The following is a 15,246-nucleotide window of genomic DNA, read 5'->3' on the forward strand; positions in this document are numbered from 1 at the left end:
GCCCGGTGCACGTACCTACGCTGGAGGGAGGAGGAGGCGATCAGCATGCTTGGAGACGCACCCTTGGTGGCGATGATTCCCGCCGCCGACGTGGCCCGGGCGAAGGCTTACTACACCGACACCCTCGGCCTCGAGCTCAAGGACGCCGGTCCGCACGGCGAGCTGACTTTCGTGTGCGGCGGCACCGAGTTCGGCATCTACGAGACACCCAGCGGCGGCCAGGCCGCCCACACCCTGGCCAGTTTCGAGGTGTCCGACCTGAACGCGGAGATGGCCGGGCTGCGCGGCAAGGGCGTCGTGTTCGAGGACTACGACATGCCCGGCCTGAAGACGGTCGACGGTGTCGTCGAGGACGAGGGCATGCGTGCCGCCTGGTTCAAGGACTGCGAGGGAAACATCCTCTGCCTGCACCAGCGCACCGCCGGCTGACCCGGTTCGAAGGGCCCGCCCGCACCTGACCGAGCCGGGCCCGACCCGACACGACCCGACACGACCGAACCGGCCCGAACCGGTCCGAACCGGTCCGGCCCCGGTGAGCACATGCCTCCGGCCGGGCACCGCGCTGCGCGGTGCCCGGCCGGGGAGCGGGGAAGGGAGTGCCGCGGCGGGCGTCAGCCCTCGGCGGCGAGGCCCGGAACGGCGGTGTCGAGGGCCTCCGTCACCTGGTCCAGCAGCACCCGCAGGGTGGCCAGCTGTTCGACCGGGAGCCCGGTCGCGACCAGCAGTCGGCGCGGCACCTGTCCGGCCCGCTCGCGCATCGCGGAGCCCTCTCCGGTGAGGCTGACGGTGACCGAGCGCTCGTCCTCCGGGCTGCGCTTCCGATGCACCAGTCCGGCCGCCTCCAGCCGCTTGAGCAACGGGGACAAGGTCCCCGAGTCGAGTCGGAGGTGTTCGCCGATCCGTTTCACCGGCAGTTCGCCGTGTTCCCAGAGCACGAGCATCACCAGGTACTGCGGATAAGTCAGGCCAAGATCCTTGAGCAACACCCGGTAGACACCGCCGAAGGCGCGGGAGGCCGCGTTCAGCGAGAAGCAGATCTGTCGGTCCAGGAGGAGCAGGTCGGCATCGTCGGGAAGGTCGGGCAGCACGGTCATGGGTCCATCGTAGCGACGACATGCACACCATTTAGTTGTGCGCAATTGAATGGTGTGCTCTACTTGCTCTCGGGAGGCGGTCCGAACGGGCCGCCGGACCACCACTTCGTACGCAGGACGGAAGGGAACGGACCATGGACGCGCTCTACACCGCAGTCGCCACCGCCAACGGCCGGGAGGGCCGCACCGTCAGCTCCGACGGTCAGCTGGACCTCGCGCTGGCGATGCCGCCCGGCCTCGGCGGCAGCGGTCAGGGCACGAACCCCGAGCAGCTGTTCGCCGCCGGCTACGCCGCCTGCTTCGCCAGCGCCCTGGGCCTCGTCGGCCGACAGGCGAAGGTGGACACCGGCGAGATCTCGGTGACCGCCGAGGTGTCCATCGGCAAGGACGCCGAGGGCTTCGGCCTCGCGGTGGTGCTGCGGGTCGAGCTGCCCGAGGCGCTCGCGGGCGAGACCGGCCAGCTGCTGGTGAAGAAGGCCCACGAGGTGTGCCCGTACTCCCGCGCCACCCGCGGCAACATCCCGGTCGAGCTCGTCGTCGAGTAGTCACCGGCGGAGCCGGCACCGGCCCCGACCACCGACGGAGCCCCGTCGCGCGGCGGGGCTCCGTCGCGTCAGCCGGATCCGGCGGGCGGCGGCGGGGGCGGATCCGGCGGACCGGACGGCGGCACCGCCGGACCGGTCGACCGGCCGGACGACGGCGGGAACGGGGGCGGGGCCGGGGGCGGTGGACCGGACGGCGGCGGGACCGCTGGACCGGCCTCCGGCGGCCCAGCCGCACCCCGCAGGACGTCCAGGCGGTGCCGGTACTCCTCCGCGTCGATCTCGCCGCGCGCGAATCGCTCCGCCAGAACCTGCTCGGCCGCCGGCCAGGCCGGCGGAACTCCGCCCGCCGGGCCACCCGGGCCATTCGGAGCCCCGCCCCACACTCCCTTCGGCGGTGGTGGACCGGCGACCCTCGACCTCCGGGCCAGCAGCACCGCGACGACCACCAACGCCACCACGACCAGCAGCAGTCCCAGCGCGAACAGGCCCAGACCCCAGGGCCCGACACCATGGCCGTAGTCGTGGCCGTTCCAGTGCCTCATCACGACCTCCTCACCACCCCGGTCCATGAGCGGCCGCCACGACCGACGACCCGCCCCGGGGCGCTCGGCGCCTCACCACCATCGTGCGCTCCCGTCCGTCGGAGCGGCGTGAAGAGAGCGTGGAGAGGGCCCTCGCCGGGCGGGCCGCAAGCCGGAGAGCGCCGGAGGGCCGCCGAGCATACGCCTCCGGGAGGCCACCGGACCGGGAATGCCCTCGGCCCCGGACCGCCGCCCACCCGGCCGGGTAGCGTTCGCCCCATGAACCACCACCCGCCGGCCGACGACCGCGAGCGCCTCGTCGCGGCCGGGGTGCTGCTCCGCTACGCGGACCACCGCCCGCACCCGGCACTGGGCCACTCCACCATCGGCTACGTCTCGACGGCGCTCTGGTACGAGCTCACCGCACTGGCCATCTCCCCCGACGCCGCGGCGGCCACGGCGCAGGCCCTGCTCCGCGCCATCGCCACCGACGCGGTGGACGCGGCCCTCGCACCCGGGAACGAGACCGCGCCGCGCGACGACCTCTACGTGACCCACCCCGCGTACATCGGCCCGCACCGCCGCACGGTCTGGTTCCAGCGCTCCGGACCGCGCGGCCTGGTGACGGCGATGTTCCCGCCGTAACCGGCCGGGACCCGCGCCCCGGCCTGGCCCGGCCCGGCCCGGCCCGGCCTGGCCTGGCCGCGGTCACCGTCGCCTCAACGCCGCTCCGGGGCCCGATGCCCGCGCACGACCCGCGACGCGCCGCCCACGGGGCGGCCCCGACCCGCTCCGGCCGCCCGACCGGTCACCCACCGCCCTTCGCGACCGGCCCGCCCCGTTCGATCCGCAGACTGTGGCAGATCCAGCTGAGCAGGTCGGTCCCGAAGATCGGCGGCCGGTCGTGGTAGGCACCGTCCGCGACGGACAGGTTGACGATCAGGTAGGCGTGCCAGTCGGCGCCCACACCGCGCCGGTCGGCGTGGATCAGGGTGCCGTCGACGAACCAGTCCACCGAGTGGGCCCCGAAGACCGTCCGCAGGTCGAAGGTCGCGCCGGGGGCTATGCCGGCCTCGGCCCCGTGCCAGTAGCGGTAGCCGCCCCCGACGTGGTTGGAGATCTCCAGCAGGTCCGGGTTGTCGGGGTGGTACTCGAAGACGTCGATCTCGTTGCCACCGTCCCGCCAGGTCCAGATGGCCGGCCAGGCGCCGAGCTGGCTGGGCAGGGTGACGCGCGCGCTCAGCACGTCCCCGGTGCGGACCTGGAAGCCCTCGGGACTGCCCTCGGTGGTCAGCAGATTGCACGTCCAGAGGTCGCCGCCGTGGCGCCGGACGGCGGTGAAAACCCCGCCGGGGCAGTAGGCACGGCTGAGGAAGTCGAGTTTGTGGTCACCCCGGTTGGTCGGCCCCATCCGGGGATAGGCGCTGCTGCGCCCCGCGATCCACTGGCTGGTCGATGTGAAGTCCGCGTCGAACACGACGGCCACGGCTGCCTCCCCAGGTCACCGGCGGCGCGGCGGCCCGCTACCGCCGCACACGCAGGGTGATATGCCCAGTACGCAGCGCAATATTCGAAGCGGACGCTCCGGATCCAGCCGACCGCCGATCGAACGGGGTGGCGATGGGCGGCGGGCGCGGGCGTACTGGGTCAGCGGACCGGCGCAGGCGCGTCGCTCCCGCGCGCACTGCCGCCACGCGCGCCCCCGGCCCGGCCGTCCGCCCCGCGTCCTCCGGTGCCCGCCCCCGGGCCCTCGCCGCCCGCCCCGGAGCCTCCGTCTGCCCCGCCCGAGCCCGAGCCCCCGTCCGCACCGCCCGGGGAGTCGTCCTCCGGGCCCAGGCCGCCGAAGCTGTCGGCGCTCAGCCGGTCGGTCACCGACACCACGCCGTCCACCGAGCGGCAGAGGTTCAGCACGATCGGCACCAGGTGCGGCTCCGGCACCGTGCCACTGAGCACCACCCGGCCCTGCTCGACCTCCACCCCGACCAGGGCCGGGCTCACGCCCTCGACCCGGCCGAGCACCTCCTCGACGATCTCCCGGCGGATCACCCGGTCCTCGCGGAGGAACACCCGGAGCAGGTCGCCCCGGCTGACCATGGCGAAGACCCGGCCGTCCTCGTCCAGCACCGGCAGCCGCTTCACACCGTGCCGGCCCATCAACCGGGCCGCCGCGACAACGCTGGTCGACGGGGTGATGCAGACCACCGGTCCGCTCATCAGATCGGCGGCGGTGACACTGCCGTCCGGACCGGGCCTGGCGGCGCCGGGCGGTGGCATCAGACTGCCCTGGTCCTCCTGGGCCGCCAGGGTGAGCAGCAGGTCCGCCTCCGAGACGATCCCGAGCGGCCGGCCGTCGTCGTCCACCACCGGCACACCGGTGATGTCGTACTCGGCCAGTAGCGCGACGATCTCCCGGAATCCGGTCTCGGGCATCACCCGGACCACGGGGCTGGTCATCACTGATTCGACGCTGGCATGCCGCACGCCGGTTCACCTCGTCCGCGAGCACCGTCCGGCCGGACCTTCTGTCGTCCGGTCGGCTGTACGAGGAGCATCTCCCCCGACCGGCCGATCCGCCAGGGGCCAAGGGGCTGAATCGCGGGGACCAACGGCCTCTGGCCCCGAACACCGCGTTTACCGGCCCCGGCACCGCACTGCCCGGTGCCCGGCCCGGCGCCCGCGACCGTCCCGGTGGGCCGAACGGGCCGGACCGGCCGAACGGGGGTGCTCGGGACCCCGGCGGCGCGGGTACGCCTTCCGGCCGGACCGCCGACGGGCGACCGCCCACCACCGCCCCCGGGGAGGCACCGTGACCGAACCCTCCAGCTCCGACGACCGGCACGACGCCGGGAACGACGCCCGGCACGACGCCCACCAGCACGCCGATCCGCAGCACACCGACCCCCACGCCGACGCCCACGACGACCGGCACGACCACCGGCACGACGCCCGGAACGGAGACCGTCCCCCCGGCGGACCGCTGCGCTGCCTGGTCACCGGCGCCACCGGCTACATCGGCGGACGACTGGTACCGGTCCTGCTCGACGCCGGCCACAGCGTGCGCTGCCTGGTCCGCGCGCCCGACCGGCTGCGGGACCACCCCTGGCGGAGCCGGGTCGAGGTGGTCACCGGGGACGTCACCCGCCCCGAGAGCCTCCCCGACGCCTTCACCGACGTCGACGTCGCCTACTACCTGGTGCACTCGCTCGGCACCGGCCCCGGCTTCGAGGCCACCGACCGGGCCGCCGCCGAGGCCTTCGGGCGGGCGGCGGCCTCGGCCGGGGTGCGCCGGATCGTCTACCTCGGTGGCCTCGTCCCCGCCGGAGTCCCGGCCGGGCGGCTCTCGCCGCACCTGCGCTCGCGGGTCGAGGTCGGCCGGGTGCTGCGGGCGAGCGGCGTGCCGACCGCGGAGCTGCGGGCCGCAGTGATCATCGGCTCCGGCTCGGCCTCCTTCGAGATGCTGCGCCACCTCACCGAACGGCTCCCGGTGATGGTGACCCCGCGCTGGGTGGACACCCGGATCCAGCCGATCGCCGTCCGCGACGTCCTGCGGCTGCTGGTCGGGGCCGCGACGCTGCCGCCGGAGCTCGACCGCGCCTTCGACATCGGCGGCCCCGAGGTGCTGACCTACCGCCGGATGATGGAGCGGTACGCGGCGGTGGCCGGACTGCCGCGCCGGGTGATCCTCGCCGTACCGGTCCTCACCCCCCGGCTCTCCAGCCTCTGGGTCGGCCTGGTCACGCCGGTGCCCGGGTCGATCGCCCGGCCGCTGGTGGAGTCGTTGCGGTACGAGGTGGTCCGCACCGAGCACGACCTCGACCGCCTGCTGCCCGAGCCGCCGGGCGGCGCCGTCGGCTTCGACGAGGCCGTCCGGCTGGCGCTGCGGCGGATCAGGGACGCGGAGGTCGCCACCCGGTGGTCCTCCGCCTCGCTGCCCGGCACCCCCAGCGACCCGCTGCCCACCGACCCGGACTGGGCCGGCGGCAGCCTCTACCAGGACGTCAGGGAGCTCCGGGTGGACGTCGACCCGGCCGCGCTGTGGCGGGTGGTGGAGGCGATCGGCGGCGACAACGGCTGGTACTCCTTCCCGCTCGGCTGGGCGGTGCGCGGGTGGGTGGACCGGCTGCTCGGCGGGGTCGGCCTGCGGCGCGGGCGGCGGGACCCGGCGCGGCTGCGGGTCGGCGACTCGCTCGACTTCTGGCGGGTGGAGGAACTCGTACCCGGTCGGCTGCTGCGGCTGCGCGCCGAGATGCGGTTGCCCGGGCCGGCCTGGCTGGAGCTGACCGTCGCACCGGACGGCGCCGGTGGCGCCCGGTACCGGCAGCGGGCGCTGTTCCACCCGCGCGGGCTGGCCGGGCACGCCTACTGGTGGTCGGTGGCGCCCTTCCACGCCGCGGTGTTCGGCGGGATGGCCCGCCGGATCACCGAGGAGGCCGCGCGCGACGACGGGGCGGGTGCCGGAGCAGGTCCCGGGCGCGGCGCCCCCTGAGCGACCGGCGGCCGACCGTCAGCGGTCCCGGCGCAGATCGGCCAGTTCCCCGGTGATCCGGCCGAGGAAGCGCGCCACCGCGGCGAGTTCCGCCGGGGTGAACTCGGCACGCACCGTCTCGGTCCGCCGGGCCACCGGCGCGAACCACTCCGCCGCCATCCGGCCGGCGCCCGGCAGGTACTGCACCAGGACCAGGCGCCGGTCGGCGGCGTCCCGGCCACGACGGATGTGCCCGGCCCGCTCCAGCCGGTCCAGCACCGCGGTGACGGCTCCCGAGGAGAGTCCCAGTTCCTCGCCCAGCCGCCCGGGAGTGATCCCGCCGCCGTCGGACCGGCCCGGCTCCGGGCCGGTGCGCATGATCGCGAGCAGCGCCTGGACGTCCGTCGTGTGCAGGCCGCTGGCGCCGGCGAAGCCGTGGCCGAGCAGGTGCATCTCGGAGGCGAGGTCCTGGAGCAGCCGGCCGAGCGCGGGCCCGTCGGGCGGGACCTGCGCCGGGCCGTGCTCCTGCTGCTCCTGCTGCTCCCCCTGCTCGGACAAGGCGTGTTCTCCGGTCGCGTACGGCGTCGATCCAACCCGTTCAGCCTAACGGCGCCACGCCGCCGCGCCGCCGCCCCGCGGATCACCCCCCGGAGCCCGGCCCGGCCTCCGCCGGTGCCGAGGCGGACGCCGGCACCGCCCGCCGGGCATCGCGGCCGGCCCGCGCGGGCCACCAGACCCGGTCACCGAGGTCCCGCACCAGCGCGGGCACCAGCAGCGAACGGACCAGCAGGGTGTCCAGCAGCACCCCGAACGCCACGATGAAGGCGATCTGGGCGAGGAACGCGAGCGGGATCACCCCGAGCGCGGCGAAGGTCGCGGCCAGCACCACACCCGCCGAAGTGATCACCCCGCCGGTGGCGGTGAGCCCGCGCAGCACCCCCTCACGGGTCCCGACGCGCAACGACTCCTCCCGGACCCTGGTCATCAGGAAGATGTTGTAGTCCACCCCGAGCGCCACCAGGAACACGTACCCGTACAGCGGCACCGAGGGGTCCACCGCGGAGAACCCGAACACGTGCGGGAACACCACCGCGCTGACCCCGAGCGTCGCGAGGTAGGAGAGCGCGACGGTGGCGGCCAGCAGTACCGGTGCCACCAGGGAGCGCAGCAGCAGGACGAGCACGGCCAGCACGCAGAGCAGCACCACCGGGGTGATCAGGCGCCGGTCGTGGGCGGCCGTGGTCCGGGTGTCCTCCTGCTGGGCGGTGTAGCCGCCGACCAGTGCCCGCGCGTCGGGCACGGCGTGCACCGCGTCCCGCAGCCGGTGGACGGTGGCGATGGCCGCATCGCTGTCGGCCGGGTCGGTGAGCGTGGCCTCCAGCCGGACCCGGCCGTCCACGACCAGCGGTGCGGCACCCGGCGCGGCGGCCGACGCGGCACCCGGCGCTCCGGCGGTGGTGGCCCGGACGGCGGCGACCCCCGGCACGGCGGCGGCCGCCTCGGTGACGGGCGCGGCGCGGTCCGCGGCGGCGATGATCACGGCCGGGTTGCCGCTGCCGCCGGGGAAGTGCGCGGAGAGCAGTCGCTGCCCGGCCGCCGACGGCTGGGCCTTCACGAAGAGTTCGCTCTGCGGGACACCGCCGGCGTCCAGGGTCGGGGCGAGGGCGGCGAGCGCCGCCAGGACCACCAGGCTGCCCGCCCACAGGGCACGCGGGCGGCGGGCGACGAGCTCCGCCACCCGGGCCCAGACGGCGTGCACCGGGGCCCGCCCGTCGGCCGGGGGCCGGGCCGGCCAGTAGGCGGCCCGGCCGGCCAGCACCAGTGCGGCGGGCAGGAAGGTGAGCGCGGAGAGCACGGCGCAGCCGATCCCGATCGCGCCGACCGGGCCGAGGGCGCGGTTGTTGGTGAGGTCGGAGAGCAGCAGGACGAGCAGACCGAGGGCGACGGTGGCTCCGGAGGCGGCGATCGGTTCGAGGGACTGCCGCCAGGCGGTGCGCATCGCGGCGAACCGGTCGCCGTGCAGGTGGAGCTCTTCGCGGAAGCGGGCGGAGAGCAGCAGGCCGTAGTCGGTGGCGGCGCCGATGACGAGAATCGACAGCAGTCCCTGGACCTGGCCGTCCACGGTGACCAGGCCGTGGTCGGCGAGCAGGTAGACCAGGGCGCAGGCGACGCCGAGGGCGAAGACCGCGCCGAGGATCACCAGCAGTGGCAGCAGGACGGCGCGGTAGACGGCGAGCAGGATGAGCAGGACGACGCCTAGGGCGACGCCGAGCAGCAGGCCGTCGATGCCGGCGAACGCGCCGCCGAGGTCGGCGGCGATCGCGGCGGGTCCGGCCAGGCCGACGGTGGTGCCGGGGACCCGCTCGGCGAGTTCGCGGACGGCGCGCACGGTATCGCCGGTCTCCCGGCCGAGGTCGGCGCGCAGCTGGACGACGCCCTGGAGTGCCTGGCCGTCGGCCGCCGGCAGTACGGGCGAGACCCGTCCGGTGGCGCCGGGCAGGGCGGCGGCGGCCCGCAGGGCCTGTTCGGCGGCGGCACGCCCGGTCCCGTCGACGGGGCCGCCGCGGCTCTCCCAGACGACGATCACGGGCACGGCGTTGTCGGTCCGGAAGTCGGCGCCGAGCCGGGCGGCCTCGGTGGACTCGGCACTGCGGGGCAGGAAGGCGGCCCGGTCGTTGGTCGCGACCTCGCCGAGCCGGCCGGCGTAGGAGCCGAAGGCCCCGCCGAGGCCGAGCCAGACGATCAGCAGGGCCAGCGGGACGAGCAGCCGGGCGCGGCGACGACGGGCGGACGCGCCGGGCGGGGGTACCGGGACGGGCGGGACCGGGGCGGGCGGTGCGGCGGCGTTCGGACGGTCAGCGGGCATGGCGGGGCGCCCTCCGGGCAGGGGCAGGTGGCGGACAGCCCGGATCCTATCTCTCGATGCTCAAGAGACTTGACGGGCGGAGAGGTTTCTCGGTCGCGCCAGCAGTCGGGCCACCTGGAGGGCGCGCCGGCCGGCCTGGACCAACGGGCCCCGCCTGGACGGTCGGGCCCGACCTGGACGAACGGGCCCGACCTGGACGAACCCGACCGGCAGAACCGGCCCGCCCGGCCCCGGGCGCGCCGACGGCCCACCAGTACGCGACCGGTGGGCCGTCGACGGGACGCCCGCAGGGAGCCGGCAGGGGCGGGTCAGGAAACGCGCTTGATCTGCCAGGCGTTGTTGTTGAGGCTCGGCACGGCGGAGTAGCGGCAGTTGCTGTTGTAGAACGCGGAGAGCTGCACCCAGCCGGTCGGCTGGTAGGTGGAGGCGCAGACCGTGAGCGTGGTGCCGATCGGCAGGCCGGTGAGCTGCTTGATCTGCTTCTTGTTGGGGTTGAAGGTCGAGCTGCAGCTCAGGTCGTTCCACCACTGGACGTCGACCCAGCCGGTCGGGGTGAGCTGGCTGCTGCAGACGTTCAGGGTGTCGCCGGGGGCGGCGTGCGCACTGGTGGTGGTCATGGCGAGCGCGGCGGCGGCACAGCCGGCGGCCACGGCGAAGGCGCGAAATCGGGACACGGTGCGGCTCCTCTCCACGGCGCGGGCACTCCGCGCCGAGGAATCATTCCTATCGGTGGGACCATTGGCACGGACAGTGACTTTCCGGTCCGGGAGGCCGGGGCCCGCGACGGGTTCGCGACGGTTGACAGTGCGCCGACGCACGTGTTCGCGGCATATGCGCCCGCGCGGGCGTCAGGCGACGCGCTTGATCTGCCAGGAGTTGTTGTTGAAGCTCGGCGAGACCGAGTAGCGGCAACTGCTGTTGTAGAACTCCGAGAGCTGCACCCAGCCGGACGGCGGGAGCGTCGAGGCGCAGACCGTCAGGGTGGTGCCGATCGGAAGGCCGTCCGCCTGCTGGATCTTCTTCGCGTTCGGGTTGAAGCCGGATCCGCAGGCGTACTCGTTCCACCACTGGATGTCGACCCAGCCGCTCGGGGTGAGCTGGCTGCCGCAGACGTTCTGGGTGTCGCCGGGGGCGGCGTGCGCGGTGGTGGCGGTCAGGGTGAGCGCGGCGGCGGCACAGCCGAGACCCAGGGCGGCGGCACGGAAGCGGGACACGGGTGACTCCTCTCCACGGCGCGGGCGTTCCGCGTCGGACACCCATTCGTACCGGCGGAACGACGTTGCGGACAGCGCCTTTCCGGCCGGTCCGGCCGGGCGCGCGGAGCCCACCCGCATCCCGCCGAAGCGGTAGGACGGGTGGGCCGGAGAGGTCTTGACGGTACGTCAGGAGACGCGGGTGATCCGCCAGGAGTTGTGGTTCAGACTCGGCACCGCCGAGTAGCGGCAGCTCTGGCTGTAGAACTCGGAGACCTGCGTCCAACCGGCCGGCGGCCACGCCGAGGCGCAGACGTTGAGGCTGGTGCCGATGGGCAGACCGGCGACCTGCTCCATCGTCTTGCGGTTCGGGGTGAAGGTGCCGCCGCCGCAGCTGTAGTCGTTGGCCCAGGCGATGTCGACCCAGCCGCTGGGGGTGTACTGGTTGGCGCAGATGGACACGATGTCGCCCGGGGCGGCGACGGCGGTGCCGGCGGTGGTCGCGGCCAGGGTCAGGGCGGCGGCGGTACAGCCGACGGCCATGGCGGCGGTGCGGAGACGGGACACGGAGCGGCTCCTCTCACGGCACGGACGTTCCGCGCCGGGCCCCATTCCTACCGGCGCGCCGGGGCGCGCGAACAGGCGCTTTCCGGTCCGGTGCGCCGGGGTGCGCGTCGCGTTCGCGCCTGTTGACAGTCCGTCGGCGCACTTCCCGGCAGCGCGAACGGCCCGTCCCGACCCCGTGGTTCGGGGCCGGGACGGGCTGCGACGGGCTGCGACGGGCCAGGTTGCGCCGGGCTGCGACGGGCCAGGTTGCGCCGGGCTGCGACGGGCCGGGCTGCGACGCGCCGGGCGGGCCGCCGGCAAGGCAGCGGCGGGGCCGCGCGGACGTCAGCCGGTGATCGGCTTCACGTCCAGCCGGATGTGGTCGACGGCCCAGAACCAGTTGTTCCCGGCGTCGAACATCCGGAACTTCAGCGTCACGCTCCGCGCACCCGCCGGAACGGCGAACTGCTTGGTGACGAAGGCGTTCTGGACGTCGGCGCCGCGGTTGTCGTTGCCGGTGGCGTCCGAGCTGTAGTACACCAGCCGGGTCTCGGTGCCGTTGTCGAAGACCGCGGTGACCGAGGCCTTCTGCGGCGCCTCCTGGCGGTAGTGCGAGTCGAAGCCGAGGTACAGGGTGGTGGCCCCGGCCGGGACGGGCACGACGGGCGAGACCAGGGTCGAGTCGAACACGCCCTTCTTGGACGGCGCGCCGGTGTCGTCCCAGTCGTCCGGGTCGGCGACCGCCAGGATGCCCAGGCCCCGGGTGAAGTTGCCCCGGTCCTGGCCGGCCGGGCTGGACCACTCGCGCTTGGTGTGGAAGGTCCAGCCCTGGAGCCGGACGGTGCCCTGCGGCATGGCCGGCGCGTTGACCACGGACCAGCCCTGCGGGGCCTGCGGCGTCCAGCCGACCACCCCGGCGACCGGCTGGAGCACCCCGGCCAGCGACTCGAAGTCCTCGCCGAGCAGGTGGCCGGCCATCACCGGCGCCGTGCGGGCGGCGAGTTCGCCGTCGGCGACGGCGAAGCGGTTGCCGGCCAGCGCGCGGGCGGTGACCAGCAGACGGTGGGTGGCGCCGTCCGGCAGCTGGGCCGGCGGGGTGACGTCCCACTCGGCGACGGCGCTCGCCCCGGCGGCCAGCGTGGCGGGCGGCGCGGTCACGGCGGCGACCGTCCAGCCGGCCGGCACGACCGGCTGGGCCTCGATCACGGTCAGCGCGTCGGTGGTGCTGAAGCGGGCGGTGACCCGGGCCGGGCGGCCGGGCAGCAGGATCGCCTCGTCGATGGTGGTGGAGGCCGCCTTGAGCGCGACGTCCACGGTCAGCGGGTCGGCCTGGCCCATCGCCGGGTCGGTGAGCAGGTGCTCGCCGTCCCAGGGGAAGCGGCCGGCGATCCGGCGGCGGAAGCCGAGTTCGCCGCGCACGCCCACCGCGACGTCGTACCAGCCCTCGGGGCCGACATTGAGGTTGACGGTCTTGTCGTCGCCCGCGGCGACCCGGACCTCGCGCAGTCCGTCGCCGTAGGCGAGGTCGCCGACCAGGAAGGTCTGGGCGGTGCGCGAGCGGTTGATCACGTCCACCTCCAGCACCTTGCCGTTGCGCTCCTCGGAGAGCGAGATCTCGTACGCGGCGTCGACGGTGCCGCGCAGGTGCCAGAGCGCGCCGTTGGGGCCGTGCACCCGCAGGTCGTAGCCGTCCTGGCCGACCGCCCAGACGTCGGAGGTCCGGGACTTGGCGCCCACCGTGTAGTGGCGGGGCAGGGCGCCGGGGGCCGGGTAGACCGCGAAGACCGCGCCCTGCTTGCCCTGGTTGATGAAGTCGATCGTCAGCTGGTCGCCCTTGAGGCGCGGCTTGACGGTGAGGTCGTAGGGCGCCGGGCGGGCGGCCCGGGTGCCGCGCTCCTGCCGCGGGAAGGACTGCGGGTTGGGCACGGTGGGCGCGGGCAGCTTGCCGGTGTCGACGACCTTCTGCCGGTTGCCACTGGTGTCGGGCAGCTCGGGCCAGCGCGGGTCGCGGCCGGAGAAGTCGAAGACGTTGGTGAGGTCGCCGCAGACCGCGCGCCGCCAGGGGCTGATGTTGGGCTCCTGGACGCCGAAGCGCTGCTCCAGGAAGCGCAGCACCGAGGTGTGGTCGTAGACGCTGGAGTCGACGACGCCGCCGCGGGTCCAGGGGGAGACGACGATCATCGGCACCCGCACGCCGAGGCCCATGGGGTAGGGGCCGGAGACGACGCTCTCGCCGGCGGGCAGGGTGTCGGACCAGCCGAGGGAGCCGTCGGCGGCCCGGACCCGGTACTTGCCGTCCTGGCTCACCACGCGGTGGTAGGTGGAGCCGCCCTTGCTCACCCGGACGACGACCTCGCCGTCCACGGGGACGGTGGACTTGCCGCGTCCGGCGGCCAGCGGCGGGACGGGCGGCAGCTGGTGGTCGAAGAAGCCGCCGTGCTCGTCGTAGTTGAGGATGAAGACGGTCTTCTCCCACACCTCGGGCTTGGCCGCGAGGGCGGCCAGCAGCCGGGCGGTGAGGTGCTCGCCGTTCGGCGGCGCGTAGTTGGCGTGCTCGGAGAGCGCGGCGGGGGCGACGATCCAGGACACCTGCGGGAGGGTGTCGGCCTGGACGTCGGCGGCGAACGCCTCGACCAGGGCGTCGCCCATCGCGAACGGGTCGCCCTTCTTGGCCGGGTCGCCGACCGCGCGCATGCCGCGCTCGTACAGCGGCTCGCCGGGCTTGGCCTTGACGAACGGGGCGAACCAGGCGAGCGCGTTGTCGTCGAAGTTGTCCAGCGCCTGGTAGGTCCGCCAGCTGACGCCCGCCTTCTCCAGGCGCTCGGCGTAGGTGGTCCACTCGTAGCCACCGGGGATCTCGGTGTTGTCGGTGACCGGGGTGTCCCGGACGGTGCCGCCGCTGGTGCCCGTCATCAGGTGCTCGCGGTTGGTGTTGGTGTTGCACTGCACCGACGCGTAGTAGGCGTCGCAGGTGGTGAACACCGAGGCGAGCGCGTGGTAGAACGGCATGTCGGCGCTCTCGTAGTAGCCCTGGCCGAGCCAGCCGCTGGAGCGGCGGGTGACCGAGCCGTCGGCGAGGCCGTCGTTCCAGGCCTTCATCGAGTCGACGAAGCCGAACGCGGGGGCGCCCTGCTGGTACGCGTTGGTGTGCGCCGCGTTCATCGGGAACGGCAGGAGGTGACCCTCCTTGCGGCTCGGGTCGGGCTGGTGGAAGACCGAGCGGCCGTTGACGCCCCGCACCGCCGTCCGGTCGCCGAAGCCGCGGACACCGGCCTGGGTACCGAAGTAGTGGTCGAAGGCGCGATTCTCCTGCATGAACACCACAACGTGCTGGATGTCCGCCAGGCGGCCGGGGCGGGCCGGCGCGGCGAGCGCCTCGCGCACGCTGAGGGGGAGGGCGGACAGCACGGCGGCGGCGGCCGCGCCGCCGAGCAGGGTGCGGCGCGACAGTTCGGGCTGCGGACTCATCGGGGGTGACTCCTTGTACAAAGCGGGGGTGCCTGGCGCTGTGGTCCAGACCCGTTATGTCTACGTGCCCCAGATGGACGGGAACGGGGAGTTCGATGGCGCGTCGATGACGGACAGTGAACCCATAGCTGTACAGACAACTTGCCGCCGATGGCGGTCCGCGGCCGCCCGCCCGCCGCGACCGCCGCCGGCCGCCGTCCCAGCAGTCCCGCCGGTCACGCCAGACGCCCCACGACGGAAGGTGGTTGACGAACCGTCGGCAGCCTCCGGCCAGGTCGTGGACAACCCTTGACGAGGCATGTGGTGTGTGGAAACCTCGCGGCAGGTCCAGGCCAATGATCTTCGTACGGGGGTAGGGGATCGCTTCGCCTGACGCATCAGGGGGGACACCTGGGAGTCGGGTCCGGCCGTGCCTCGGCGCCTGCCGACCGGTCCGCGGGGCGGGCCGGCCACCCTTCGGCAGCCGCGCCGTCCGACCGCGCCGTGCCGCGCCCGCGCGCCGCCACGGCCACCGCTCGGACGGGTGCCCCGCTGCTCCGTCTCCGACT

The 15,246-nt window shown here is 74.4% G+C and carries 14 protein-coding genes; 4 read left to right on the plus strand and 10 right to left on the minus strand.

What is annotated here, in order from left to right:
- Window positions 1–45 precede the first annotated feature (45 nt).
- Window positions 46–429 carry a VOC family protein gene (locus BLU95_RS04750; protein WP_093858847.1) on the plus strand — a complete coding sequence of 128 codons (384 nt, stop codon included), beginning with the start codon at window positions 46–48 and terminating at the stop codon, window positions 427–429.
- A 182-nt stretch (window positions 430–611) separates the two neighbouring features.
- Here the strand turns inward: BLU95_RS04750 and BLU95_RS04755 are convergent, their stop codons facing one another.
- Window positions 612–1,094: a MarR family winged helix-turn-helix transcriptional regulator gene (locus tag BLU95_RS04755; RefSeq protein WP_043475867.1), complete on the minus strand. Its 483-nt coding sequence runs from the start codon at window positions 1,092–1,094 to the stop codon at window positions 612–614.
- Between the two features lie 134 nt (window positions 1,095–1,228).
- Here BLU95_RS04755 and BLU95_RS04760 point away from each other — a divergent pair, with 134 nt between their 5' ends.
- On the plus strand, window positions 1,229–1,639 hold the full coding sequence (locus BLU95_RS04760; RefSeq protein ID WP_030393124.1) for an organic hydroperoxide resistance protein: 411 nt from the start codon (window positions 1,229–1,231) through the stop codon (window positions 1,637–1,639).
- A gap of 68 nt (window positions 1,640–1,707) precedes the next feature.
- Here BLU95_RS04760 and BLU95_RS04765 read toward each other — a convergent pair whose 3' ends face one another.
- Complete coding sequence (locus BLU95_RS04765; RefSeq protein WP_107452471.1) at window positions 1,708–2,181, minus strand: SHOCT domain-containing protein; 474 nt, start codon at window positions 2,179–2,181, stop codon at window positions 1,708–1,710.
- A gap of 258 nt (window positions 2,182–2,439) precedes the next feature.
- Here BLU95_RS04765 and BLU95_RS04770 point away from each other — a divergent pair, with 258 nt between their 5' ends.
- A complete protein-coding gene (locus BLU95_RS04770) occupies window positions 2,440–2,805 on the plus strand; it encodes a hypothetical protein (RefSeq protein WP_093858848.1) in 366 nt (121 codons plus the stop codon).
- 163 nt (window positions 2,806–2,968) lie between these two features.
- Here the strand turns inward: BLU95_RS04770 and BLU95_RS04775 are convergent, their stop codons facing one another.
- Together BLU95_RS04775 and BLU95_RS04780 are read right to left on the minus strand one after the other, a co-directional pair.
- Window positions 2,969–3,646 (minus strand): LamG domain-containing protein, encoded by a 678-nt coding sequence (locus tag BLU95_RS04775; RefSeq protein ID WP_093858849.1) that lies wholly within the window; start codon window positions 3,644–3,646, stop codon window positions 2,969–2,971.
- A gap of 161 nt (window positions 3,647–3,807) precedes the next feature.
- Entirely contained in the window at window positions 3,808–4,614 is an 807-nt protein-coding gene (locus BLU95_RS04780; RefSeq protein ID WP_353653539.1) for a CBS domain-containing protein, read from the minus strand.
- A 523-nt stretch (window positions 4,615–5,137) separates the two neighbouring features.
- Between BLU95_RS04780 and BLU95_RS04785 the strand changes: the two genes are divergently transcribed.
- On the plus strand, window positions 5,138–6,646 hold the full coding sequence (locus BLU95_RS04785) for an SDR family oxidoreductase (protein WP_093864641.1): 1,509 nt from the start codon (window positions 5,138–5,140) through the stop codon (window positions 6,644–6,646).
- 18 nt (window positions 6,647–6,664) lie between these two features.
- Here the strand turns inward: BLU95_RS04785 and BLU95_RS04790 are convergent, their stop codons facing one another.
- From BLU95_RS04790 to BLU95_RS04815, 6 genes are all read right to left on the minus strand, one after another.
- Window positions 6,665–7,183, minus strand: coding sequence for a MarR family winged helix-turn-helix transcriptional regulator (locus BLU95_RS04790; protein WP_231978286.1), 519 nt, complete (start codon window positions 7,181–7,183; stop codon window positions 6,665–6,667).
- 82 nt (window positions 7,184–7,265) lie between these two features.
- Window positions 7,266–9,491: an MMPL family transporter gene (locus BLU95_RS04795; protein ID WP_093858851.1), complete on the minus strand. Its 2,226-nt coding sequence runs from the start codon at window positions 9,489–9,491 to the stop codon at window positions 7,266–7,268.
- A 308-nt stretch (window positions 9,492–9,799) separates the two neighbouring features.
- Window positions 9,800–10,165, minus strand: coding sequence for a hypothetical protein (locus tag BLU95_RS04800; protein WP_159424773.1), 366 nt, complete (start codon window positions 10,163–10,165; stop codon window positions 9,800–9,802).
- 174 nt (window positions 10,166–10,339) lie between these two features.
- Window positions 10,340–10,705 carry a hypothetical protein gene (locus BLU95_RS04805; RefSeq protein ID WP_093858853.1) on the minus strand — a complete coding sequence of 122 codons (366 nt, stop codon included), beginning with the start codon at window positions 10,703–10,705 and terminating at the stop codon, window positions 10,340–10,342.
- A gap of 168 nt (window positions 10,706–10,873) precedes the next feature.
- Window positions 10,874–11,251: a hypothetical protein gene (locus BLU95_RS42115; RefSeq protein ID WP_093858854.1), complete on the minus strand. Its 378-nt coding sequence runs from the start codon at window positions 11,249–11,251 to the stop codon at window positions 10,874–10,876.
- Between the two features lie 324 nt (window positions 11,252–11,575).
- Window positions 11,576–14,698, minus strand: coding sequence for a phosphocholine-specific phospholipase C (locus tag BLU95_RS04815; protein ID WP_093858855.1), 3,123 nt, complete (start codon window positions 14,696–14,698; stop codon window positions 11,576–11,578).
- Window positions 14,699–15,246 lie beyond the last annotated feature (548 nt).

This window comes from Streptomyces sp. TLI_053, assembly GCF_900105395.1.
In the GTDB taxonomy this organism is placed as follows: Bacteria; Actinomycetota; Actinomycetes; order Streptomycetales; family Streptomycetaceae; genus Kitasatospora.